Below are 23,690 nucleotides of genomic sequence, written 5' to 3' on the forward strand. Positions count from 1 at the left end.
AGACCCCGCCCGCCGAAAGGTGAGCGGGGTCTTTGTGTTTCTTGTCCATTTTGATATATTGGCGTTGAAGTCTCCCCGGCAATAGTTTCACGTATCCTTCGGGAAATTCACAATGAAGAAGTTAGCCTTTTTCTTTCTTCCGCTACTCATCATCGGGTTTGACAATCTCGTCCATGCGGGGAATCCCCATGCGGTATATCTGTACGAAGGGTTCAACGGAAGCGGTATCCCCGCAGGCTGGACGCAGTTCAGAATATCGGGAACTCAAGCGCTCTGGAGCATCGTTGGCGTCGGATCGAACCCGACGGTTCCACCCTACGCAGGATCGGGACAGGCAAAATTCAACTCATTCGATGCGCCGGCGGGCGAACAGGCCAGACTTGTTTCGCCGGCAATCAATCTCTCAACATCCGTCGATCCCTTCCTCACGTTCTATCTGTATCATGACGATGAATATATTTCATCCCGTGATTCCATCTATGTCGAGATCTCAACAGCAGATTCCGTCACCGGACCTTGGACCCCGTTGCTCGGCGCACGACGGCCGAGAAGTATCGAGGGTTGGAGTAACGAGCTCGTTTCGCTGTATGCGTATCGCGGCATAAACCGGGTTTTTCTCTCCTTGCGCGGTGTAAGCAAATACGGCAACAATATGTTTGCGGATGAATTCCGAATTGCAGACTCGTCATTTCATGATATTGGAGTATCGGACCTTCTTCCCGACAACATCCCGACTACACAGCCGCATGTCTCTGTGTTGAGTTCTTTTTCCGATTCGCGCACAGCCATTTCCGCCAACGTGAAAAGTATAGCACGATACGAAGAACAACTTCCGGTGGTTGCTCTTCCCTTTTCTCCCCAACTCAACATCAAAGCAATTGTTCAGAATCGCGGTACGTTCACAGAACCTTCTTATGCCGTGGGATGGCGCGTGAATGATACACAGCAGTCACCGGCGACGGGCGGAGTTCTTGAACCCCGTTTCGGCCGCGATACCGTGACATTCGTGTGGAATGATCCGACACCCGGCATTCATACCTTGACGGCGTGGACAATTCTTTCAGTTGATTCGAACCGCTCGAACGATACAGCACGCATGACGTTTCAGGTTCTCGAACCGGGAACGATATTCTACGAATCGTTCAATGCGGGCGCATTTCCCCCGGCGGGCTGGAGTGTGATCAACAGGGACGGCGGACTTCTTGCTCCCTGGTTCCGCGGTGCGGACACATCGGCATTCCCCGGATTTGAAGGAAGCGGATTTGCAGCAAACAATTTCCAACGCGCCAACGGAACGTATCTCGACGATTATCTCATAACACCACCGGTTGCGGGCGTGGGTCAACCAGGATTGGTGGATTCTCTTGTGTTCCGGACGCGATCGCAATTCAACCAACCTCCGGCCGCTAATTTCCCGGATTCGCTGATGATACTTGTATCAACCTCGGGTGCAGACACATCACATTTCACCATTCTGCTTGACTATTTTTCCGTCCCAAAAACGGAATGGACCCGAAAGGCATATTCGCTCTCACATCACGTGCCTGCAAACTCGACGGTACGCGTTGCTTTCCGTTATCTTCTGCATGATGTCCAGGCAACAACCGGCAGCGGCGACTTTGTCGGTATTGATGCCGTGCAGGTCATCCGCAGCCTCCCGGCTTCGGTTCCAAATACACGGCAGGGTGCTCAAGTATTTGTTCTGGAGCAAAACTATCCCAACCCCTTCAACCCAAGCACAACGATCCGATTCAGCATACCACAAAACGGAGAAGTAGAGTTGAAAGTATTTGATCTACTCGGGCACGAAGTGGCAACATTGGTAAGCGAGCATCTTGAATCAGGGCTTCATCAAGCGCATTTCAATGCATCCAATCTTGCGTCGGGCGTGTATTTCTATCGGTTGAAGCAAGAAACACGTCATATAACCAGAATCATGACATTGTTGAAATAAGGTACAGCCTCATCCTTCGAGTTTCAAAACACTCTTGACTTTTGGAATGCGGTTTTGTAGGTTCATGAGTGTAAGATGTCACTTTTCTTTCCACTGCAACACCTGTTCTCTGTTGTTCCTAGCCGGACTTCTTCCTACATCGTGTAACGATAGACCGTTCAGCACCCTGCAGGAATCTCATACATTTTGACAAAGCCAAGTAAGGAGGTGACGGACACTAATTCCTTTTGAATCGCTTCGAGTTTGAAGTCTTTACATCTACCCACATCATCAGGGCGTGGAGGACCCTCATCAAGTACATATTCCATAACTTCCGCCGCCAAGGCAGAAAATAATCCAACCAATCCAAAAGGAGGCTATATGAAACAGGCTTTCCGTTTGACCGACAGCAGTCATCTTCTCACCCCAAGAAGCGTCTTGACAGTGTTGTTGATGGTGGTTACAGGAGTTGCTGGCTTGATGGCACAAACACCGCAGTATTATAACTATCAAAATGTTGGAGCTTCGAGTAATTCGTTCCCATTTGGCCAGAACCTCGGTAAAAAGGTACAGTGGCTGCTCCTTCCCAACGACTTGACCCAACCCGCTCCGTGTCCCCCGGGCAACAGCATTACGAAGGTGTACTTCTACGTGAGTGGGGCGGGCAGCAGAACGTTTACCGATTTCACCATCAGCATGGGACAAACCTCGATCACGACACTCCCGACCGGAGCGTGGTATGACGGCCCCATGCAGGTTGTTATGTCAGCCCCGTCGATTCCGCTGACCGGCGTCCTGAATTCGTGGATGAGCGTTGAGTTGGATACGCCTTTCCCCTACGATCCGACGCAGAGCCTCGTTATCGAAGTTAACCAGTGTGCATCAGCAGGTACCGGAATAAGCGTTCGTCAGAATGCACTCACAGGCTTCAGACGAAGTTGGTCCGGCACAACGACTCCGTGTCCATTCTTGTGGGGCGGGCAGGATGCAAGTATCGTAAACTTCGGTGTTGATGTTGTTCCGTCAGGAATTCCCGGCTGGACAACACAAACATCCGGTGTCACCACAGCGCTTTACAGTGTGAAGGCAGTAAGCGGTTCGGTTGTATGGGCAGCCGGAGCGGGCGGTGTTGTTCTCCGCACAACGGACGGAGGCGGAACATGGACGAACGTTGGGGGCGGCTCAATCGGAACGATGGATTTGTATAATGTAGACGCACTGAACGCAACGACGGCGTTCGTCACAGGAACTCCATCCACCGTTACATATCTCTTCCGCACAACAAACGGCGGTACTTCTTGGGACACCGTATACACGCAATCGGGCGGATTCCTCAACGCTATTCACATGTTCAATGCCTCGAACGGAATCGCGCAAGGCGATCCCGTAGGAGGTAAATGGACGATTATCCAGACTACTGACGGCGGCACAACGTGGGCCCGGATGGCAACAGAACCGACACAGGTCGGCACTGAAGCCGGATCAAATAACGGACTTGAAGCAATCGGGTCGACACATATCTGGTTCACATCAAACAGCACGCCGCCGAAAGTGTACAGATCAACCGACGGCGGAGCAACGTGGGATTCAGGCACACTGCCGGGTTCAGCAACGTTCACGGCCGGATTGGCATTTCTCAATACGCAGATTGGAATTGCGGGAGCCAATAACGGCACTGCCGCCCGTACAACTGACGGCGGAGCAACATGGAACTCCATCACGGTCGGTACCACCGGCACAATTTATGGCATGGCAAAAGCCGGAACGCTCGATTTCTGGGCAACGCGAGGAACAACAATCCAAGTCAGCAATGACCGCGGCGTCACATGGACTCAAGACTTCAGCGACGCAGCATCGGGCACTATCTGGCACATCGGTTTCGTCACCAGCGGCAACATTGCCAAAGGCTGGACTGTGACGGGATCGGGCAAGATATACGCATACTTCAACCCGATTAGTGTCCACGATCTTGGAATCCAATCTCTTGCAAAAGTCTTCTCGACTAACCGTCCCGCGGCAGCTATCAGCCACAGTATGAATGCCTCGCAACTTGAAACTGCGGGAGAAACTTCGTTTGACGGATCCGAACCATATACGGGAGCACTCACCATCACGCCGACTGGCTCCTTCTCCTTGGCTGATACTGTCGGATTCCGTGCCATCGTCAAGAATTTCGGCACGTTCAACGAATCGTCATACGAATTGCGGTGGCAAATTAACGGCGTAAATCAGCCCACAATCAACAGAGGCCCGATTGCAGCGGATGCTGTGGATACTGTAACATTCCAATGGAACCAGGCAGTAAATGGATCGCATACGCTGAAAGCATGGACGGTTCTTGCCAGCGACAGCAACCCTGCGAACGACACTTCGACCATTTCATTTAATGTCGGACGGGTCCCGGGAGATACGCTCTACACGTTTGTTGTGCCAAATCAGATAATTCTTGGTGTAGCCAAAATTGGTTCGGCCAACAAGCTTGCATTCACCAGTGGCGGACAAAGCTCGACTATTGTCGAGGATAACAAATGGATTGTCACTGATATGTACGGCAGTATTCTTGACACAACCCATTTGCAGGTAAATCCCACTACCGGGCAGGGATTCGGTTTCCGGGATCTGGCGTGGGACGGCCGTTGGCTGCTTACGAGCGATGACACCAGAATGAGAAGAGTCGATACAACAACCTTCACGGAAATCGCCTCGCCCATTGTTACCCCAATCAATCCGAACCGTGGAATTGCATACATGGGGCCGAATCGGATTTGGGTTTCAAACTTCACAACGAATCCGGTAACCCTCTTCGATACGACAGGTGCGACGATCCGTTCCTTGGGAGTACCCGCCGTGGCACCGTACGGTATCGCCTTCGATCGATGGACTTCGAGAACCAGAGGCTACTTGTGGTACTCGGAGCCGTCCACAACAGGCGGGCCGGTCAGATTGTCCAAGGTAGACACAACCACGGGGGCTATTCTTACGACGTACAACTATGCCTCCTTCACAGGGACGGGAGTGTCGGGTGGCCTCAGCATCATCACTGATCATCCGGCGTATCCGAATGCGGTCATTGGGCTGCTAGTCGCCCAGCGATTCCCCACCAGCTTGCTTATTGCCGTCTATCTCGGCATAGACTCAACAACCGTCGGGGTAGAGGAACACGGCGGGCAAGTGCCTGAATCGTTCAGTCTCAACCAGAATTATCCCAACCCCTTCAACCCAAGCACAACGATCTCCTACGGACTGCCGACAGCTTCTCAGGTAAGTTTGAAGATCTACAATGTTCTTGGCCAAGCCGTCGCCACATTGCGCGATGATATTCAGGGGCCCGGCACGTACAATGTGCAGTGGGATAACCAGGGTTCATCGATCTCCAGTGGCGTCTACTTCTACCGGCTGGAGGCAAAACCCGTTGACGGCAGTACGCCGTACACCGGATTCAGGAAAATGCTTCTCCTCAAGTAACGTTCCGCCCGGTTGGTTCTGGCAACAAACAGCGAAGCCTCGAAGATATTCTTCGAGGCTTCCTGCTTGATAGACTGCAACAGACTGTCTATACCTCTTTGAGAGACGAACGAATGATCGACATGCCGAGATCGAGTTCTTCCTTGCTTACCGTTAACGGCGGACGGAACCGGATGGAGCGTTCACCGCTCGGAAGAAGAATTAATCCCTTCTGCATGCAGAGGTTGCGAAGCTTTGTCCGTACCTCCGGTGTCGATATATCGAACGCATCGAACAGGCCAAGCCCGCGCACATTCGAAACGACAGTTGGAAATTCATGGGCAAGGGCTTCGAGTTCCTTCACAAGGTAGTCACCCATTGTGCGGGCATTCTCGACGAGATGTTCTTCTTCAATGATTTCAAGATATCGCTGTGCCCGAACCATGTCGGTCAGATTGCCGCCCCACGTTGAATTGATGCGGCTCGGCACTTTGAACACATTCTCCGCCACTTCGTCTATTCTCTTGCCGCAGAGAAACCCGCAGACTTGCATCTTCTTGCCGAAGGCGATCATATCGGGCTCGATGAAATGCTGGTGTGCCCACATCTTCCCCGTGAGGCCGATGCCCGTCTGTACTTCGTCCATTATCAGCATAGCATCGTTCTCATCTGCCAGTTGACGGAGCATCTGGAAGAACTCCTTGCGGAAATGATTGTCGCCCCCCTCTCCCTGTACGGGCTCGATGATGATCGCAGCAATATCATCCTTGTTGGCTCTGAATGCTTCTTTGATCTGATTTATCGCAATCTCTTCCTCCCTGATGACGAGTGCAAGATTCTGCGCGTTCAGGGGGAAGGTGGTTTTCGGATTCAGAATGCGGGGCCATTTGAATTTCGGGAACAAATCGGTTTTCACCGGGTCGGTATTCGTCAGCGAAAGTGTGTAGCCCGAGCGACCATGAAAACACTGCTTGAAGTGCATCACCTGAGTTCCCCGTTCCTCCTTGTACCCCTTGGCAAAGTTCTTCCTGATCTTCCAGTCAAATGCCGCTTTCAACGCATTTTCAATGCCGAGGGCGCCGCCTTCAATAAAGAAGGCATACGGCAAGTACGATGGAATGGCAACCCGCTCGAATGTTTCGAGAAACTCGGCTTGTTCGGTTGTGTAGATGTCCGAATTGGAGGGTTTGTTGACGGCGACGTACGCGAGTTTCTCCAGAAACTCCGGCGTGGTCATCTTCGGATGATTCAAGCCGACAGGTGATGATGCGACAAATGTGAAGAAATCGAGATAGCGTTTGCCGTCCTTGGCATCAACGAGAAACGAGCCGCTGCTCCTCTTGAGGTCAACGACAATCTCGAAGCCGTCCACCAGCATGTGTTTGGCCAGTGTCGGCAGGACTTGTTGTGCGGGAACACCCGCACGCGTTGCTTGTGATGTTTCTACAATCATGATAATTCTCCTGGTTCAAAAATGATGTTCCGGTTAAAGAATGCAAACGAAAATGGACGCGAACCATCATTCGGATTCAGAAGAACTCGTTGTGTTCGAAGAGGCAAATCAATATGGCTTCGTGGTACCGCATGTTTCCAACGTAACCGTTTAGTAGTTATCAATCTGTGCGCGCTGCAACCCGCCGCTGTAGTCAATGTACACGGTCTTCCATTCCGAGAAGAAATCGTACACTGTCCACCCCCCCTCCCGATGGCCGTTTCCGGTCTGTTTTACGCCACCAAACGGCATATGCGCTTCAGCACCGATTGTCGGGGCATTGATGTAGGTAATACCGGCTTTGATATCGCGAATGGCGCGAAATGCTCCGTTGACATCCCTCGTATAGACGGATGAGGAAAGTCCGTAGATCGTATCGTTCAAAATCTGAATTCCCTCATCCAACGATTTCGTTTTGATGACGGAAAGAACCGGCCCGAAGATTTCCTCTTTTGCAATGCGATGGTCGGGCTTCACCCCGGAGAAGACGGTGGGTTTATAGAACCAGCCTTTCTTGAGATTCGGATCCGGGGGAATCTCTCCTCCTGCTGCAAGAGTTGCTCCTTGCTGTAATCCGATTTCGACGTAGGATTGCGTGGTCTTCTGCTGCCCTTCGTTCACACAGGGCCCGACATCAACGCCGGGCTGCAATCCATCACCCAATTTCAACTTCTCGACACGGCTCACAAGCATCTTCAGGAAATCATCATGGATTTTCTCGTGCAGAATCAAACGGCTGGTTGCTGTGCAGCGCTGGCCCGTTGTTCCGAATGCGCCCCACAAAACTCCTTCGAGCGCAAGGTCCATGTCTGCATCCGGCATGACGATCTGGGCGTTCTTTCCTCCAAGTTCGAGAGAAACACGTTTGAGAGTTTGACTCGCCACTTCCGAGATCTTGATCCCGACGCCGGTTGATCCGGTGAAACTGATCAAGTCCACTTCGGGATGGCTGACAATCGCCATACCTACTTCACCTCCGCCGCCATGAACGATATTCACAACGCCTTCGGGCACACCCGCTTCAAGAAGAATTTCAACAAGCGATGTCGCCGTTGCAGGTGTATCCGACGCCGGCTTGAATACGATCGTATTGCCGCATAACAGTGCAGGGAAAATCTTCCACGTCGGAATTGCCATCGGGAAATTCCACGGTGTAACGATACCTGCAACGCCGATTGGAACCCGAATGGCCATGTTGAACTTGTCGGGAAGTTCGGAGGGTACCGTGTGCCCGAACAGCCTGCGGCCTTCGGTGGCAGCATAATACGCGGTATCGATTCCCTCCTGTACATCGCCGCGGGTTTCGGCAAGAACCTTTCCCATTTCCCGCGTCATTTGACGGGCGAGATCCTCCTTGCGGGCAACCATGATATCGCCGACTTTGCGAAGAATATCGCCACGTTTCGGAGCAGGCGTTAATCTCCATGAATCGAATGCTTTGCGTGCAGCTTGTACCGCCTCTTCGACATCCTCCTTGCCCGACTTGGGGAACGTGCCGACGATTTCGTCCCAGTTGGCCGGATTCCGGTTTTCGAAAGTCTTGCCCGATTTCGCGTCAACCCATTTACCGTTGATAAAGTTCTGAAATTTTTTCGCCATGCTTTTCGCCCTTTGTGATTATTCGAGTCCTACTCGATTAAATATGTAGTCAACGTGCTTCATGCTTTTCTGCAAATCAAAGAGCTCTTCGATGTGTTCCTTGCCGAGCACACGAACAATCTCCTGATTTGCAAGCAGAAGTTCTTTGAAGTTCTTTCCTCCCTGCCACACTTCCATCGCGGCGGTTTGCACCGCCCGATACGCATCTTCTCTCTTCATTTCTTTCTTTGTCAAAGACAGCAGAACGGATTGAGAGAAGATAAGCCCTTGGGTGCGCTCAAGGTTTTTCAGCATGTTCTCGGGATAGACAAGAAGTTTGTCGAGAACGTCCGTCATAAGCGCAAGCATGTAGTCGAGCAGAATGCAACTGTCCGGAATAACGACACGCTCAACAGAAGAATGCGTGATGTCGCGTTCATGCCACAAGGCGACATTCTCGATCGCCGCCATTGCATTGCCCCGAAGCACACGTGACAATCCCGCAATCCGCTCGCATGTGATCGGATTCCGTTTGTGCGGCATAGCCGAGGAGCCTTTCTGCCCTTGTGAGAAATACTCTTCGGCTTCAAGGACTTCGGTTTTTTGAAGGTGTCGGATTTCCGTAGCGAACTTCTCCAGCGAACTTCCGATAACCGCGAGCACGGACATGAATTCCGCGTGCCTGTCCCTCTGAAGTATTTGGGTCGAAACCGGAGCGGGTTTCAGCCCGAGTTTGGCACAAACGTACTCTTCCACTTTCGGGCTGAGATGCTCGAACGTTCCGACAGCGCCGGAAATCTGCCCGACAGAAATCCGTTCGATCGCCGATTCAAGGCGGGCGATATTTCGTTTCGCTTCATCATACCAGAGCGCCAGCTTCAGGCCGAACGTTGTCGGCTCCGCGTGTATGCCGTGCGTTCGTCCCACCATGACGGTGTTCTTGAACTCTTTTGCCCGCCTTGCCAACACTTCCTTGAGTTTGAGAAGATCAGCCATCAGGATCTCTCCCGATTGCTTCATTTGCACGGCGAGACACGTATCCAACACATCGGACGAGGTCATGCCGAGGTGCATAAACCTCGCTTCCGGCCCGACATGCTCTGCGACGTTGGTGAGGAAGGCAATCACATCATGCTTCACTTCCCTCTCAATCTCATCAATGCGGGCAACATTAAAAGCCGACCGGTCGCGCATAACCCGCACAGCCTCCGCCGGAATGACGCCAAGCTCAGCCTGCGCTTCACAGGCAAGCAACTCTATCTCGAGCCAAATGCTGAATTTGTTGTGGTCGTCCCATATGTTGCCCATTTCGGGCCGTGTGTATCGAGCAATCATTCTTGCAAAAAAGGATGAGAACAGGGAGAGTACATTGATGCAGCACTCAGAAAATACCGCACATCAATGTATGAAAATCCGGGCTGAAAAGGAAAGAACGGCCAGAATCGGCATGAAACGCTACAATCCCAACGCCAAACCGGCATGCAGTCCGAAGAATTTGTATGGAGAATCAGGTGTGTAAATAAGATTGTACGAACCGGTGAGCAGCAAACCAACGGGCCCGGCTACATGAATCCCGACGCCAACTTGCGGCGAAAACGTGAACTTGAGTTCACTGCTGTCGTTGTAGATTGCGGAGTTGTTTGCAATCCCCCTGATGCGGAGATAACTCATTCCGAGCGACAGGCCAAGGTACGGTGAGACAACGCCGCGTGAGAGTAACAGGTGGGCTCCCATCGTAATTGGAATAGAGACAATCTTGAATTCGTTGCCGGGAGGGAAATCAACACGCGGGCCCCACTTCACGTATCCTGCCGAACCCGTGAGGGCAAAACTGCCTCCGATGAAATGAAAGTATGTTGCCTTCATCCCGAACCCCGTTCCGGCCGCAATCCTGAACGACTCTGTTGGCTCGGCAACTTCGGCTTGAAGCGAAAAGAATGTCTGCGAATTTGATGATTGATTTCCAACAAACACCAACACAACAAGTGCCATCCACCTCATGACCCTGCCTCCATTGCTCTTGTCTTTCTTCTCTGATTCAGTCATGTATGCTATGTAGAACGTTTTTCTATTCTGACAGGCAGTTCAATGATTCTCCTATCCCTCAGGATTTTGAACTTCAGCGAATCGCCCGCGCGAGAGTCTTCGAGAATGGCGATGTACGCAGATTGATCTCTGACCTTCTCTCCGTTGATCTCGAAGATGATATCGCCGGGTTTGAACCCTGCCTTCTCTCCGGGACTTCGTCGTTGAACGTTACTGACAATCACTCCCTCCACCCTATCGAGCCCGAAATACCGGGCGACGCGCTCATCAACATTCTGAACTTCCAGTCCTGTGTAGTTTTCCCGTTCGACTTTTCCTGTTCGTTTCAGTTCAGCAACCACACTCTTGACGCGATTGATTGGAATAGCAAAACCCAAGCCGATGTTCCCCTGGTTCGGTGTGTAAATGACTGAATTCACGCCAATGACCTCTCCCTGACTGTTCACGAGCGGCCCGCCGCTATTTCCCGAATTGATTGCTGCATCGGTTTGAATCATGCCGCGGTAGGTTCTTCCCTGCTGGGCTCTGAGATTCATATTCTTCGCGCTGATAACGCCGACAGTGACAGTAGGCTGGTTGTTCACATCAAACAATCCGAACGGATTGCCGAATGCAATCGACCACTCGCCGATGATCACGTTGTCGGAGTTTCCCAACTTCAAGTGGGGGAGGTTCTTTCCGTCAATCTTCAACAATGCGATATCCGTCATCTGATCGGTCCCGATCAGCTCTGCTTTGTACTTGTCGCCGTTTGTCATCGTTACGGTTATTTCCTTTGCGTTGCCGGCAACGTGATCGTTGGTGATAACATAGCCGTCGGGCGAGATAATGAAGCCGGAACCAAGTTCCTGTACTTGCTGGGTGTATAACTGATCGGGAAAGAACTGACGGAAAAACGGATCATCGCCCCACGGGCTGCGATATCTATATTGGCGTACTTCGATGACGTTGATTCCGACGACTGCCGCGCTGCACTCAGCAACCGTACGCGTAATAGCGTTTTGGCGTGACGTGCTGACATCGTCCGGGCGGGTTTCGGAACTGTGAGATGCAGGGCGAGCCTCCTCAAACGGAGCATCGGCATACGTATCTGAAGCGGAAGAACTCTCTGCGGCTTCCGGCGCATTGCCTACGTAGTAACCGATCAATCCCCCGACAATCAAAAACAGTGATACGATTCCTGCCATAGCTTTCATACTCATTTAGAGTGGATCCTTCCATTACAAACTTCTACCCGGTTCGCAGCACGTATCTTTCGATTCAAGATTTCACTCCTGCTATGTACTGCTTCACGGGCTGAATTAATCGCAACAAGATGACAAACGCGAGAGCCGCAACAAACCACTTGAATTCAGCGGACGTCGCGTTCATCGGGATACCGCGGGCCAATGTCTCGGCCGGAAGAAAAAAAGCGGTAACCACCATGAGAATTGTCGCCGCCGCATTGCCGACGTTGACATCACGGGAAACCTTTTTACCAACCAACCATGCCCCCATCCACACCAGAACGCAAATCCAGCTTACCATGAACATAACGCCTGCCGCAGTTGCCAATCCCCGCCCGCCTTTGAAGCCGAGCCACACGGGAAAGTTGTGCCCGACTACTGCGGCAACACCGCCAACTGCCAGTGTCGGAAATTCGGCGTTAACAACCTCACTGACAATGAACACACTCAGTACTCCCTTCACAAGATCGAGTAGCAGAACCCCGACGCCAACAATTTTTGAGTTCGTCACTTCATAGCTGTTCAGTGTTCCGACATTGCCGCTGCCGTGATGACGGATGTCGAGATTGGATTTCCATTTCACAAGCACATACGCCGCCGGGAAAGATCCCATCAGATAACCGATTACTACGGCAACAAAGAGAGGAAGCACGAAACGCCGACGCTGTTTGTTTAATCGTTGCAAAAAAATCATAACAAAATTCCCAAGTATAATCAACGGTTCCTTGATTCCCTTGAATGAAACGGCTATATTGATGGGCAATTTTTGGATTATCCCCACGACTCATTCTCCCCTACGACTCGTGATCAAACCGGAAGTCAAAAAGATTCTTCTTCAGTTCAAGCAGGGCAAGCGATCAGAGGAAGAAGTGGTAAAGGCAATTTCATCCGGCATGGTTGAGACACTGGGTTTTGCAACGGTCGACCATCACCGGGAAATGCGACAAGGTTTCCCGGAAGTGATTTTTTGCGAGGGCAAATCCGAACAACAGGTTGCACAGATCGCAAAGAAAATCGTGAATCGCGGAGGCGTTCTTTTCGCTACGAGGGCGAATCCGAAACAGTTTTCCGCAGTAAGGAAAGTCGTTCGACGTGCCAGGTACAATGCAGTTGCACGAACAATCAGTTTCACCAATCGCGTCGAGAATACAACAGGACGAGGCACTATTCTCATTGTGACGGCCGGGACATCGGATTTGCCGGTTGCCGAAGAGGCATTTGAGACCGCTACAATCATGGGAAACGATGTTGACCGTCTCACAGATGTCGGTGTTGCCGGCATTCACCGGCTGCTGATGCAAAGCAAAAAGCTCCATTCTGCATCTGTCATTATCGTTGTGGCAGGAATGGACGGGGCGTTGCCGAGTGTTGTGGGCGGATTGGTTGACGTACCGGTTATCGCTGTGCCGACCTCCGTTGGTTACGGAGCCAACTTCGGCGGCGTTGCGCCACTTTTAGCAATGCTAAACTCGTGCGCAGCAGGCGTGATGGTCGCAAATATCGATAACGGATTCGGAGCCGGAGTCGCGGCAAGCCGGATAAACAGGCAGAGGGGCTGACAGCAACACGAGTCGTCTCAAGCCCGTGATGCGCTGCGGGCTGTTATTGTTCTTTAACATATCCAACTCAAGGAAAGGCCATGGCGAAGGACTTGTCGAAAGTCTGCTACTACGACACCATTCTTCAGACAATCGGGCGAACGCCGCTCGTCAGACTGAACAAGGTGACGGACGGGGCTAGTGGACTCATTCTGGCAAAAGTCGAAACATTCAATCCCGGCGGTTCAGTCAAAGATCGCATCGGGGTTTCCATTATCGAAGAAGCAGAACAGGATGGAAGATTGAAGCCGGGTGGCACGATTGTCGAATCAACCTCTGGCAACACGGGAATGGGCCTTGCGCTGGTGGCAGCCGTCAAGGGATACAAGACTGTCTTTACGTTGCCGGATAAAATGAGTATGGAGAAGATCCGTCTCCTGCGTGCATTCGGAGCCGAGGTGATTGTCACGCCAACTGCGGTTCCGCATGAATCTCCTGAAAGCTACACCGAAGTCGCGAAGAAAGTCGTTCGAGAAACACCGAATTCAATCCTCGCCAATCAATACTACAATCCCCGAAACCCCGAGGCACATTACAAAACCACCGGACCCGAAATCTGGGAACAGACAGGCGGGCAAATCGATTACTTCGTGTGCGGAGTCGGAACCGGCGGCACAATTACCGGAACGGGAAAATATCTGAAGGAAAAGAATCCCAACATCAAAGTCATTGGTATTGACCCGAAAGGCTCCGCGCTACGTGAGTATTACTACACGAAGAAGATCACACCTCTACTCAAAACATACAAAGTGGAAGGCATCGGGCAGGATTATGTACCGGGCACCCTCGACTTCACGTATATTGACGAGATGATTGAAGCCGACGATCGTGAATCATTCCTGATGGCACGACGCCTCACGCGTGAAGAAGGCTTGATGGTTGGCGGCTCCGCCGGAACTGCCGTGGCAGGAATGATGAAAGTTGCCGCGCGCTTCAAAGAACATGACGTTGTGGTTGTGTTGTTGCCCGATTTAGGAGAGCGGTATCTCAGCAAGATTTTCAATGATGATTGGATGAGGGAATACGGGTTCCTGCGTCCTGAAAGAATTACGGCACGGTATATCATCGAGTCGAAAGGCAAAGAGGTTCAGGGATTATTTGAAATCGACCCGCTAACAACCGTTCGCAAGACACTGGAACTGATGAGGCAGAAGGATATCTCCCAGATTCCTGTTCTTGAACGCGGCAAATCCGTCGGCTCGGTTCACGATTCCGAACTGATGGCGAAAGTCATGGCAAAGCCGTCGCTTGTCGATTCCCCCGTAAGCACGGTTATGGAACCGCCCTTCCCCGTTGTGAACATCGACACGTCCATTGATGATGTGGTGAAGCTGATGAAAGCCAAACACAACCCGGCGGTTCTCGTTGAAGATCAGGGAAAGATCACCGGCATCTTGTCGAGATACGATGTTATTGAATTCATGGGAAAGTGATTACCCACCAAAGGAACGGAATGAAGAAACAAGGATTTTCCACCAAGGCGATTCACGCCGGCCAACCGGCCGAACCTGTAACCGGCGCCATTATGACACCGGTTTTCCTCACCTCCACCTACGTACAGGAAGAACTTGGCAAGCATAAAGGCTACGAATACTCCCGCGTTTCGAACCCGACACGGACGGCCCTTGAGCAAAACATTGCAGCGCTGGAAAACGGAAAACACGGATTGGCATTCGGCTCGGGAACGGTAGCGGTCGATGCCATCATGCATCTCCTCAAACCCGGCGATCACGTCATACTCTCGTGGAATGTGTACGGTGGAACGTATCGCATTGCCAAGATGGTGTGGGAGGATTTCGGCTTGCAGTTCGATTTTGTGGATACAACAAATCTACAAAACGTCGAACGTGTTATCCGCCCCAACACGAAAATGTTGTTCATCGAAACGCCCACAAATCCCACGATGGAAATTACCGATCTGGCGGGAGCGGTGGAAATTGCCAAAAAGTTCAAACTGATTTCGGTAGTGGATAATACATTCGCCACCCCTTACCTCCAACAGCCGATGGACTACGGATTCGACATGGTTGTTCACAGCCTGACAAAGTATCTGAACGGCCACAGCGACATGTTAGGCGGATTCATTGTTACAAACAACGACATGTACAATGAGAGACTCCGCTTTTTGCAGAAGGCGGTCGGGGGAATCCTGAGTCCGTTTGATGCCTGGCTCTGTTTGCGTGGCACAAAGACCCTTGCGGTCCGCATGAAACAACACTGCGAAAGCGCAATGAAGGTAGCACAATGGCTGACAACTCAGAAGAAAGTGCAAAAAGTGTATTATCCCGGACTTGACAATCATCCGCAGCATGAACTTGCAAAGAAGCAAATGCGAGGCTTCGGCGGCATGATTTCGTTCGAACTGGGGAATATTGAAACGGCGGGAGCCTTCTTGAAGAAAGTCCGACTTTGTGCTTTGGCAGAGAGTCTCGGAGGAGTGGAAACGATTATCACACACCCAGCGACCATGACACATGCGGCAATCCCCGCCGAGCAACGGGCACGCATTGGTGTAACAGAAGGACTCGTGCGCATCTCGGTAGGCATCGAGGATGTGGAGGATATTCTCGCCGACATGGACAATGCACTGAATCGTTGACGGGTTACGGCGAGGAAAACTCCTCTCGAGAACGGGTGTTGCGGCAGCCATCCATTGTATTCATACTTGAATTTCACTATCTTTTTGCAGCATTGTAGCAGACCAATCATTTCGTATTCCTTTCAAATAGGCTCAACCGAACGATGAAAGCAGTGATCATGGCTGGAGGGTTCGGAACGCGACTGCGCCCGTTGACGTGTAACACTCCAAAGCCCATGGCGCCCGTTATGAACAAACCGATGATGCACCACATCGTGGAGTTGCTGAAACATCACGGCATCTCGGAAATGATCTCCACCCTGTACTACTCCCCTGAAGCGATCACCAACTATTTTGGCGACGGGTCACGACTTGGCGTGAAGATGAGTTACGTGAAAGCCGAGGCCGACTACGGAACCGCCGGAAGCGTGCGCAATGCGACAAAGGGAATTGATGAACGGATCCTCGTTATCAGCGGGGATGTGCTTACCGACTTTGACTTATCCGCTGCAATCCGGTATCACGAAGCCAAGAACGCAAAGGCCACGATCGTTCTCACACATGCAACAAATCCGCTGGCGTTCGGCGTTGTCATCACGGCAGAAGACGGCAAGATCACCCGCTTTCTTGAAAAACCTTCTTGGGGAGAAGTCTTCAGCGATACCATCAACACCGGCATTTACATTCTTGAACCGGATGTAATGGAGTTGATCCCGTATCGTGAGGAATTTGATTTCAGCAAGAATCTTTTCCCGCATCTCTTCCGCAACGACTTGGGATTGTACGGGTACATCGCGGAAGGATACTGGCGCGACATCGGAAACCTGAATGAGTATCAGGAAGCACATACTGACGCACTGAACGGTATCGTCAATATCAATATCGAGGGAAAGAAGGAGGGCAACTTGCGGTATGGCGAGGGTTGTTCGTTCCAACGCGAGAAGCTTTCCATTACCGGACACGTTGTGCTCGGCAAGAATGTTACGATCGGAGATGACGTCGCCCTCTCCAACTGCGTCATTGGCGACAACTGCGTCATCGGCCCGGGAGCCGTGCTTCGCAATACCGTGATTTGGAATGACGTCGTTGTCGGGCACAGTACGGAGCTTTCCACAGATGTTGTCTGCTCGCGCTGCTCTATCGGTGAAAAGGCCGTCATCGCCGAGAACGTATTCATCGGCGATGCCTGCTGGATTGGAAGAAAAGCGCAGCTCTCATCCAATATCAAACTCTGGCCTGAGAAGGTCGTTGAAGAAGGCGCCATCCTCACACGCAGTCTTGTTTGGGAGGATAAATGGTTGCGCGAGTTGTTTGCCGATGCGCGAGTGACCGGACTTTCCAATATCGAGATGAATCCTGAATTCGGCGCGAAATTGGGCGCAGCGTACGGGGCATTTATCGGGGAAGGCAGAACAGCAGTTACGTGCCGTGATTCCGACAACGTATCCCGCATGATGAACCGCGCGCTGATTTGCGGCTTGGTATCGGCGGGCGTTAACACAATGGACTTACGGGCAATGTCCATCCCCCTGCTGCGTCATGAATTGAGTACAGGCAAGGAGGCGGGCGGCATTCATGTCCGGCGGTCGCCGTTTGACAAAAATCTGACCGACATCATCTTCTTCGATGCAAACGGAAAGGACTTGCCTTCGGGAAAGACGAAGAACATCGAACGCCTGTTTTTCGGAGAGGATTTCCCCCGTGCCACACGCGACAAAGTGGGAAGCATCTTCTTCCCCGAACGAACGACGGAATCGTACCGGGAAAAGTTCATATCCTCCATCAACATGGATGCAATCAACAAGCGCAAGTTCAATATGGTGATCGATTATTCGAACGGCGTTGCTTCAACAATTTTCCCCATTATTCTGGGCTCATTTGATTGCCAGGTTATCGCGACCAACGCCCATCTCGATCCCAAACGGTTGACCCGCGATCAGTATGAATTCGACAACTCCATCAGGCAACTCTCCCACATCGTCACCTCGTTGCGATATGACATCGGCTGCCTCATTGACGCCGGAGGCGAAAAGATCTTCCTCGTCAATGAAAACGGAGAGGCCATCCACACCGACCGGCTGCTGACGATTGTGACCGAGCTTTTTCTTCAAACAAATCCTGATGCAACCGCAATTGCGGTTCCCATCACGTCATCCGGGGATATCGACATCATTTGCGGCCAACGGAATGTCTCCGTGCTCAAAACCCGGAACAGCCACCTTGCTATGATGGAGGCGGCAACCACCAAGCAAGTGCAATTTGTTGGTGGAAACAAAGGGGGCTTCATTTTCACGGACTTTTTTTTCGCAACGGACGCGATGTACTCCTTTGCGCGAATTCTCATGATGATGGCTATGACCGGCAAGCGGTTGGGAGACATTGACGCTGCACTGCCGCGCATGTACATGTCGAGACGTAACGTCAATTGTTCGTGGGAGCACAAGGGAAGGGTGATGCGACAGATTATGCGCGATTCGGAGGGCAAGCAACGTGATCTCGTGGATGGTGTAAAGGTACATTTGCAACACAACGGCCAGCGCGCTTCCGTGTTACTGTTGCCTGACAAGGAACGTCCCCTGTTTCATATCAATGCAGAGGCGCCGGACAAATCCGTTGCCGACGATCTGGCAAACCAATACGAGCGCAAGATTATTCACTGGCGCGACAAATCATAGGAGCGACTACACGCAATGAAGATTAGCGATCTCCTCACGGAGGATCTTGTTGTAACACAGCTTGAAGGCAACTCGAAGGACGATATCATTAACAGCATCGTTGATCTCGTTGCAACATCACCGAAAGTTCTCGACAAAGAGAAAGTGCGTGAAGCTGTTTTCGAGCGCGAGCAAATCATGTCAACCGGTGTCGGTGACGGGTTTGCCATCCCTCACGGAAAGACGGACGCCGTGTCAGACATAGCAGCGGCATTTGCCATAACCGCCGAGCCTATTGATTATGAATCGCTCGACGAAAAACCTGTGCGCCTTGTATTTTTACTGGTCAGCAAGGCGAACATGGTCGGACCTCATATCAAGTTGCTCAGCCGCATTTCACGCCTGATGAACAAGTCCGAGTTTCGGGAGAAGCTCCTTCATGTTTCCTCCCCGAAGGAAATCATCGAAATGTTCAAGCAGGAAGAGGCAACGTATTTTGAAGGATAGCGCTGCAGGATGACCAAGCAACGGGCACAGAAAGTACGCACAACTCCGGAACACGAATATCGCCTGACCATCGCCCCGCATTTCAATGCAGAACGGCAAGCCCGGACAGTACTTGTGACAATCGAAACGACCAGGAGGTTTGCCAGCTTTCGTTACGAGCTTGGAGTTCAGGAGAAACTCACAGGGAAAGAACTGCGACTCACAATCGTAGGCTTGAAAGCCCCTCAATTGAGTCTTCCTGCATCGGGCACGGCACAGTTTGTTCGAGAGTATGACAATTTGAAGGGAACATATTCTGTCACCATCGCAAGCCTCGATGGTACGGAAACAACGTTTGTCGTCAAGTTCACAGCAAAGAACATCACACTTCTCAAATCCCCAAAACAATCAATCGTTGAGTTGGTCGTTTCATGATTCCGATTCTGTTTGAAATAGGCCCCGTTAAGGTGTACAGTTACGGACTAATGCTGGGTATTGGATTTCTTCTCGGAAGCTACATTCTCTCCTTGGAATTCAAGCGCAAAGGTATCAACCCGAACTTCGCCAGCAATATTACCATCATAGCCTTGATCTTCGGCCTCGCCGGCGCAAAACTGTTGTACCTTATAGAAAACTGGAGCTCGTTCGTGCGGGCCCCGTTCGACATGATCTTTTCTGCTGGCGGATTGACGTGGTACGGTGGATTTATTGTCGGTATGACTGCTATCGTCGTCTATGTTCGATCAAAGATGCTTCCCATCCTCAAAGTTGTCGATGGCCTCGGTGTAGCGCTCTTGCTTGCATACGGCGTTGCCCGTTTGGGTTGCCACTTGTCGGGAGACGGCGATTACGGCTTTCCTACCGATTTGCCGTGGGGTACGAATTACGAAAACGGCACGTATCCTCCTTCACGGGCATTTTCCATTTTTCCCGAACTCACAAGCCAATACCCAAATGGCATCGTTCCCGACAACACTCCGTGTCACCCGACACCCGTGTACGAAATGCTCCTTGGTGTCGGCGGGTTTCTGTTGATGTGGTTGTACTTTAGAAAGAAGAACTATCCCGACGGAAAGCTCTTCGCCCTTTACCTTGTCCTGTCAAGTCTGTTCAGGTTCAGCGTGGAATTTCTACGCCTTAACCCTCGACTACTCTTCGGCTTGTCAGAGGCACAACTCATCAGCATCCCCTTGTTCCTTGGCGGCGTGATCTGGATTCTCGTACTGAACCGAAAACGTGAAGATGCGGATTCATGATACTCGTCGAACTATATTCCAAAGACGACTGCCCGCTCTGCGACGAGGCGATTGCTGTACTGGACAAAGTCCGTTCGGAAACACCCTTTACGCTCAAGGTTGTCAAACTCCTCCCGGGCGAAGAGAACTTTGATGAATTCAAGCACGATTTTCCCGTGCTTCACATCAACAAGCGGTTTGCATTCAAGCACCGGCTGAATGAAACGACGCTGAAGATCCGCCTGCAACAGGTGGCCAACGAGGGCAAAAGCGTGGCACTTGAAGATGACGTTGATTTCGGGGATGTAAACCGCGGATGATGTACGTCGCCAAAGGATTGGAAGCGCTCGGCATTGCATGCCTGGGTCTGGGTCTCATCCTTGGGATCAACAGTCCGACGCTGTGGGTTGAGCTGTATCTCTTTCTTCTCGGTATTTTTGTCTTTTTCATAGGATGGGGAATCGAGAAGATCATTGCTCGAAGACAGAAGGCAAAAAGTTCATCCTGAAGTTTCCACATCATGCCTGAAACAATTGTCGGCAGGAATCCGGTCATTGAAGCGCTGAAGGCCGGACGTGCCATCGAACATATTTCTCTCCTTTCCGGCGTACACGGAAAACCCATTGAAGAAATCCGCACACTTGCCAAGTCCCGGAACATCCCCGTCACCGAAATGCACCGCCAGAAGTTCCGTGAACTTGCCGACGATCAAATGACGCAGGGCGTCATGGCCGTACTTCGTACGCCGCACAAGTATGTGAGTGTTGATTCATTTTTTGAGATTGCCGCAGGACGAAACCAGCAACCGTTTCTGCTGATTCTCGACGAAATCGAAGACCCGCACAACCTTGGCGCGCTCATCCGTACCGCCGAGTGTGCCGGAGTGCATGGCGTGATTGTTCCGAAACATCACTCGGCTCCCGTTAGCTCGACTGTCGTCAAGACATCAGCAGGGGCAACAACACACATTGCCATCGCTGAAGTCACCAATATCGTGAACACTATTCGAGAGCTGAAGCAGGAGGGTTGCTGGATTGTCGGGTTGGATGGCACAGGCGACCGGTTGCACGATGCGGTTGACTATAGATCGCCCATTGCAGTGGTTGTTGGGAATGAAGGGAAAGGAATACGGCGGCTAGTGAAGGAGCATTGTGATTTTGTAGTGAGAATCCCCCTTCTGGGAAAAATCGAATCACTCAACGCATCAGTCGCAGGTGCGGTGGCTATGTATGAGGTTGTGCGGCAGCGAACAAACAAGCAGAATTGATCTACTCTTCGGGTTCATCCCCCCGCATCAATCCGAATTTTTTCATCTTGTTGTACAGATGGCTCCGCTGGATGTCGAGGGCTTCCGCCGTCTTGCTGATGTTCCACTTGTTTTCATCCAACATCTTCTTGATGTATGCCGCCTCGGCCCTGTCCTTGAAATCCTGAAACGTCCCTCCAAGACTCAACAGATCATCAAACTCGGTTTTTGTGCCGGCAGCACCCTTCTCAATCTGTGCCGCCTCGATGGTATTCGAGGGAGTCATGATCACGAGACGTTCCACAATGTTGCGCAGTTCACGAACGTTGCCTGGCCAATCCATCATCTTCAATTTATGCAGCGCTTCAATCGAAAACTTCTTCTGCCCCATGCCGTACCGGAGACAGATGTCTTCTGCAAACGATGTGGCCAGCAAAGGAATATCATCACGGCGTTCACGCAACGGCGGCACATGAATAGGAATGACATTCAGGCGATGAAACAAGTCCTCGCGAAAGCGACTTTGCTTGATTGCCTCCGCAATGTTCTTGTTCGTTGCCGCAATCACCCGAACATCAACGGCAATCTGTTTCGTGCCGCCCACACGTTCGATTCTCCCCTCTTCCAACGCCCGCAAAACTTTCGCCTGCGCATTCAGGCTCATGTCGCCAATTTCATCAAGGAAGATCGTGCCGGCATCCGCTTGTTCGAATTTCCCAATGCGCTGGTTCGTTGCCCCCGTAAATGCCCCTTTCTCGTGTCCGAAGAGTTCTGACTCAATCAGTTCGTTCGGTATTGCTGCACAGTTCACTTCAACGAGGGATTTTTCCTTCCGTTTACTCTGCCGGTGAATAGCCTTTGCGACGAGTTCTTTCCCCACGCCATTCTCCCCCGTAATCAAGACACGGGCATCCGTCGGCGCGACGCGTTCTATCACCGTCAGCACATCTTTGATTTTCTGACTTTCGCCGAGAATGACGCTTTTCCCCTCGACCCTCTCTTTCATCAACTTGTTTTCAAGCAACAACTGCTTTTTGTCAAGGGCGTTGCGCAGCTAATCAACAGTTGCAAATATCTTTGTCAGAAGTTTGGAGGGAAATCGAAACTTGCATAAGGTGGGTTGCCTCGACAGCAGTTTCAATCGTGCCGTGACCGGAGATCATGACGACAGGCAGGTCGATTTCCGTTTCTTTGATCTTGCGAAGTACCTCAAGCCCGTCCATGCCGGCCATTTTGATATCAAGCAGGACAAGGTCAAACTGCATAGCAGTAAGTCGCGACAATGCTGACATGCCATCTTCCGCAAAATGCACGTCGTACTTCGCGTATTGCAGAATCATGCGGAGTGAATCGCGTATCGCTTTGTCATCATCAACAACGAGAATGGACTTCATCGATCCTCCTGAATGAGATCTAATGCGCCGCATGGCGGCACCGAAACCGAGTCACGCCCGGCAATCGAATAGCGTAAAAATGCCGAGGGAAGAACGTTCTTATCTTCCAACAATCTCAACCCGAATTCCTGTCCGTGCCGGTTCGCCCGGAAATCACGTTCATCCAATGCACCGTCAACAATGATCTTGTCTTCGCCCCATTCGATAAACGAGCCTATACGTTCAGCAACATCGCGTGATTCGAACGTGTATGCAAGAAACGCCGAGCCGAAAAAGTGCTGCAACTTGTCCCGGTCACCGGCAGCTCCTGCCGGCGAATCATCATAGAGTGTTTTCGGAAGGGCGCTCACCCGAGAGCGAAACTCCTCCTCGAACTCCGACGTCAGAGGAAACCAGAGCAACGGCCCGACAACCGGCAGCTTGACGCCAAATCTTCTGTGGTCCATTGTTGCTGCCAGCGAGATGAACAGCGCTTCGTACGCATTGTTCCAACTCAGCCTCATCGCTTTGTCGAAAATTGCGTCAACCGCGCTGAGGTCGCCAAATGACTTTTTGAACCCGGTAAACTCCTCGCTACGGATATATTCTTTCAGGTGATAGACGTCTTGTACAACTTTCGGCAACACAAACGGTGCAAAGAAACTGATCAACTCGGGAATCTCGGCGCGTTCGTCAAACACCGGGGCCGCGGGTTGCGAGTATACAGATGCCGGAACAGCAAGCAACAATCCAACCAGCATAGAAAGCAAGAAACCGTTCATCCTCAGCGCTCCAAAACTG

General features: G+C 51.5%; 19 protein-coding genes and 1 pseudogene. 12 read left to right on the plus strand and 8 right to left on the minus strand.

The features are described 5' to 3' along the window. The first annotated feature begins 112 nt into the window (after positions 1-112). Together KF749_00055 and KF749_00060 are read left to right on the plus strand one after the other, a co-directional pair. Complete coding sequence (locus KF749_00055) at positions 113-1,954, plus strand: choice-of-anchor J domain-containing protein (GenBank protein MBX2989537.1); 1,842 nt, start codon at positions 113-115, stop codon at positions 1,952-1,954. A 360-nt stretch (positions 1,955-2,314) separates the two neighbouring features. Continuing rightward, the gene (locus tag KF749_00060; GenBank protein ID MBX2989538.1) at positions 2,315-5,398 is read left to right on the plus strand and encodes a T9SS type A sorting domain-containing protein; all 3,084 of its coding nucleotides are present in this window, start codon (positions 2,315-2,317) and stop codon (positions 5,396-5,398) included. 88 nt (positions 5,399-5,486) lie between these two features. Here the strand turns inward: KF749_00060 and lat are convergent, their stop codons facing one another. From lat to KF749_00090, 6 genes are all read right to left on the minus strand, one after another. Continuing rightward, positions 5,487-6,830, minus strand: coding sequence for an L-lysine 6-transaminase (gene lat, locus KF749_00065; protein MBX2989539.1), 1,344 nt, complete (start codon positions 6,828-6,830; stop codon positions 5,487-5,489). Positions 6,831-6,980: 150 nt separating this feature from the next. Continuing rightward, a complete protein-coding gene (locus KF749_00070) occupies positions 6,981-8,468 on the minus strand; it encodes an aldehyde dehydrogenase family protein (protein ID MBX2989540.1) in 1,488 nt (495 codons plus the stop codon). An 18-nt stretch (positions 8,469-8,486) separates the two neighbouring features. Next, on the minus strand, positions 8,487-9,782 hold the full coding sequence (locus tag KF749_00075) for an adenylosuccinate lyase (GenBank protein MBX2989541.1): 1,296 nt from the start codon (positions 9,780-9,782) through the stop codon (positions 8,487-8,489). 120 nt (positions 9,783-9,902) lie between these two features. Then, positions 9,903-10,448, minus strand: coding sequence for an outer membrane beta-barrel protein (locus KF749_00080; protein MBX2989542.1), 546 nt, complete (start codon positions 10,446-10,448; stop codon positions 9,903-9,905). Positions 10,449-10,498: 50 nt separating this feature from the next. After that, positions 10,499-11,680 (minus strand): trypsin-like peptidase domain-containing protein, encoded by a 1,182-nt coding sequence (locus KF749_00085; GenBank protein MBX2989543.1) that lies wholly within the window; start codon positions 11,678-11,680, stop codon positions 10,499-10,501. Between the two features lie 73 nt (positions 11,681-11,753). Beyond that, entirely contained in the window at positions 11,754-12,413 is a 660-nt protein-coding gene (locus KF749_00090) for a glycerol-3-phosphate acyltransferase (protein MBX2989544.1), read from the minus strand. A 109-nt stretch (positions 12,414-12,522) separates the two neighbouring features. On the opposite strand from KF749_00090, the gene larB reads away from it, so the two are divergent. From larB to rlmB, 10 genes are all read left to right on the plus strand, one after another. Beyond that, positions 12,523-13,278: a nickel pincer cofactor biosynthesis protein LarB gene (larB, locus tag KF749_00095; protein ID MBX2989545.1), complete on the plus strand. Its 756-nt coding sequence runs from the start codon at positions 12,523-12,525 to the stop codon at positions 13,276-13,278. 80 nt (positions 13,279-13,358) lie between these two features. Further along, positions 13,359-14,750: a cystathionine beta-synthase gene (locus KF749_00100; protein ID MBX2989546.1), complete on the plus strand. Its 1,392-nt coding sequence runs from the start codon at positions 13,359-13,361 to the stop codon at positions 14,748-14,750. A 20-nt stretch (positions 14,751-14,770) separates the two neighbouring features. Then, a complete protein-coding gene (locus KF749_00105; protein MBX2989547.1) occupies positions 14,771-15,916 on the plus strand; it encodes a PLP-dependent transferase in 1,146 nt (381 codons plus the stop codon). 158 nt (positions 15,917-16,074) lie between these two features. Then, positions 16,075-18,570: an NTP transferase domain-containing protein gene (locus KF749_00110; protein MBX2989548.1), complete on the plus strand. Its 2,496-nt coding sequence runs from the start codon at positions 16,075-16,077 to the stop codon at positions 18,568-18,570. Positions 18,571-18,585: 15 nt separating this feature from the next. Next, positions 18,586-19,056, plus strand: coding sequence for a PTS sugar transporter subunit IIA (locus tag KF749_00115; protein MBX2989549.1), 471 nt, complete (start codon positions 18,586-18,588; stop codon positions 19,054-19,056). Positions 19,057-19,065: 9 nt separating this feature from the next. Further along, positions 19,066-19,470 (plus strand): hypothetical protein, encoded by a 405-nt coding sequence (locus KF749_00120; protein MBX2989550.1) that lies wholly within the window; start codon positions 19,066-19,068, stop codon positions 19,468-19,470. Beyond that, on the plus strand, positions 19,467-20,291 hold the full coding sequence (locus KF749_00125) for a prolipoprotein diacylglyceryl transferase (GenBank protein ID MBX2989551.1): 825 nt from the start codon (positions 19,467-19,469) through the stop codon (positions 20,289-20,291). The genes KF749_00120 and KF749_00125 overlap by 4 nt, the downstream gene beginning before the upstream one ends. Then, positions 20,288-20,590, plus strand: coding sequence for a glutaredoxin family protein (locus KF749_00130; GenBank protein ID MBX2989552.1), 303 nt, complete (start codon positions 20,288-20,290; stop codon positions 20,588-20,590). The genes KF749_00125 and KF749_00130 overlap by 4 nt, the downstream gene beginning before the upstream one ends. Then, on the plus strand, positions 20,587-20,778 hold the full coding sequence (locus KF749_00135; GenBank protein ID MBX2989553.1) for a hypothetical protein: 192 nt from the start codon (positions 20,587-20,589) through the stop codon (positions 20,776-20,778). Before KF749_00130 ends, KF749_00135 begins: the two co-directional genes overlap by 4 nt. A 12-nt stretch (positions 20,779-20,790) precedes the next feature. Further along, a complete protein-coding gene (rlmB, locus tag KF749_00140) occupies positions 20,791-21,537 on the plus strand; it encodes a 23S rRNA (guanosine(2251)-2'-O)-methyltransferase RlmB (protein ID MBX2989554.1) in 747 nt (248 codons plus the stop codon). Between the two features lies 1 nt (position 21,538). Here rlmB and KF749_00145 read toward each other — a convergent pair. Next, positions 21,539-22,910, minus strand: a pseudogene (locus tag KF749_00145) (sigma-54-dependent Fis family transcriptional regulator). Next, a complete protein-coding gene (locus tag KF749_00150) occupies positions 22,907-23,671 on the minus strand; it encodes a hypothetical protein (protein ID MBX2989555.1) in 765 nt (254 codons plus the stop codon). Before KF749_00150 ends, KF749_00145 begins: the two are co-directional and overlap by 4 nt. Positions 23,672-23,690 lie beyond the last annotated feature (19 nt).

The organism is Bacteroidota bacterium, assembly GCA_019637975.1.
GTDB lineage: Bacteria > Bacteroidota > Ignavibacteria > UBA10030 > UBA6906 > CAADGV01.

What these genes read in the sequence shown, in the direction of transcription:
- KF749_00130 (MBX2989552.1), top strand. Translation starts at nt 20,288, where the DNA reads ATGATACTCGTCGAACTATATTCCAAAGACGACTGCCCGCTCTGCGAC.
- lat (MBX2989539.1), bottom strand. Translation starts at nt 6,830, where the DNA reads ATGATTGTAGAAACATCACAAGCAACGCGTGCGGGTGTTCCCGCACAA.
- KF749_00055 (MBX2989537.1), top strand. Translation starts at nt 113, where the DNA reads ATGAAGAAGTTAGCCTTTTTCTTTCTTCCGCTACTCATCATCGGGTTT.
- KF749_00105 (MBX2989547.1), top strand. Translation starts at nt 14,771, where the DNA reads ATGAAGAAACAAGGATTTTCCACCAAGGCGATTCACGCCGGCCAACCG.
- KF749_00110 (MBX2989548.1), top strand. Translation starts at nt 16,075, where the DNA reads ATGGCTGGAGGGTTCGGAACGCGACTGCGCCCGTTGACGTGTAACACT.
- KF749_00080 (MBX2989542.1), bottom strand. Translation starts at nt 10,448, where the DNA reads ATGAGGTGGATGGCACTTGTTGTGTTGGTGTTTGTTGGAAATCAATCA.
- KF749_00120 (MBX2989550.1), top strand. Translation starts at nt 19,066, where the DNA reads ATGACCAAGCAACGGGCACAGAAAGTACGCACAACTCCGGAACACGAA.
- KF749_00075 (MBX2989541.1), bottom strand. Translation starts at nt 9,782, where the DNA reads ATGATTGCTCGATACACACGGCCCGAAATGGGCAACATATGGGACGAC.
- KF749_00085 (MBX2989543.1), bottom strand. Translation starts at nt 11,680, where the DNA reads ATGGCAGGAATCGTATCACTGTTTTTGATTGTCGGGGGATTGATCGGT.
- KF749_00060 (MBX2989538.1), top strand. Translation starts at nt 2,315, where the DNA reads ATGAAACAGGCTTTCCGTTTGACCGACAGCAGTCATCTTCTCACCCCA.
- KF749_00100 (MBX2989546.1), top strand. Translation starts at nt 13,359, where the DNA reads ATGGCGAAGGACTTGTCGAAAGTCTGCTACTACGACACCATTCTTCAG.
- KF749_00125 (MBX2989551.1), top strand. Translation starts at nt 19,467, where the DNA reads ATGATTCCGATTCTGTTTGAAATAGGCCCCGTTAAGGTGTACAGTTAC.
- KF749_00090 (MBX2989544.1), bottom strand. Translation starts at nt 12,413, where the DNA reads ATGATTTTTTTGCAACGATTAAACAAACAGCGTCGGCGTTTCGTGCTT.
- KF749_00115 (MBX2989549.1), top strand. Translation starts at nt 18,586, where the DNA reads ATGAAGATTAGCGATCTCCTCACGGAGGATCTTGTTGTAACACAGCTT.
- KF749_00135 (MBX2989553.1), top strand. Translation starts at nt 20,587, where the DNA reads ATGATGTACGTCGCCAAAGGATTGGAAGCGCTCGGCATTGCATGCCTG.
- KF749_00150 (MBX2989555.1), bottom strand. Translation starts at nt 23,671, where the DNA reads ATGAACGGTTTCTTGCTTTCTATGCTGGTTGGATTGTTGCTTGCTGTT.
- KF749_00070 (MBX2989540.1), bottom strand. Translation starts at nt 8,468, where the DNA reads ATGGCGAAAAAATTTCAGAACTTTATCAACGGTAAATGGGTTGACGCG.
- rlmB (MBX2989554.1), top strand. Translation starts at nt 20,791, where the DNA reads ATGCCTGAAACAATTGTCGGCAGGAATCCGGTCATTGAAGCGCTGAAG.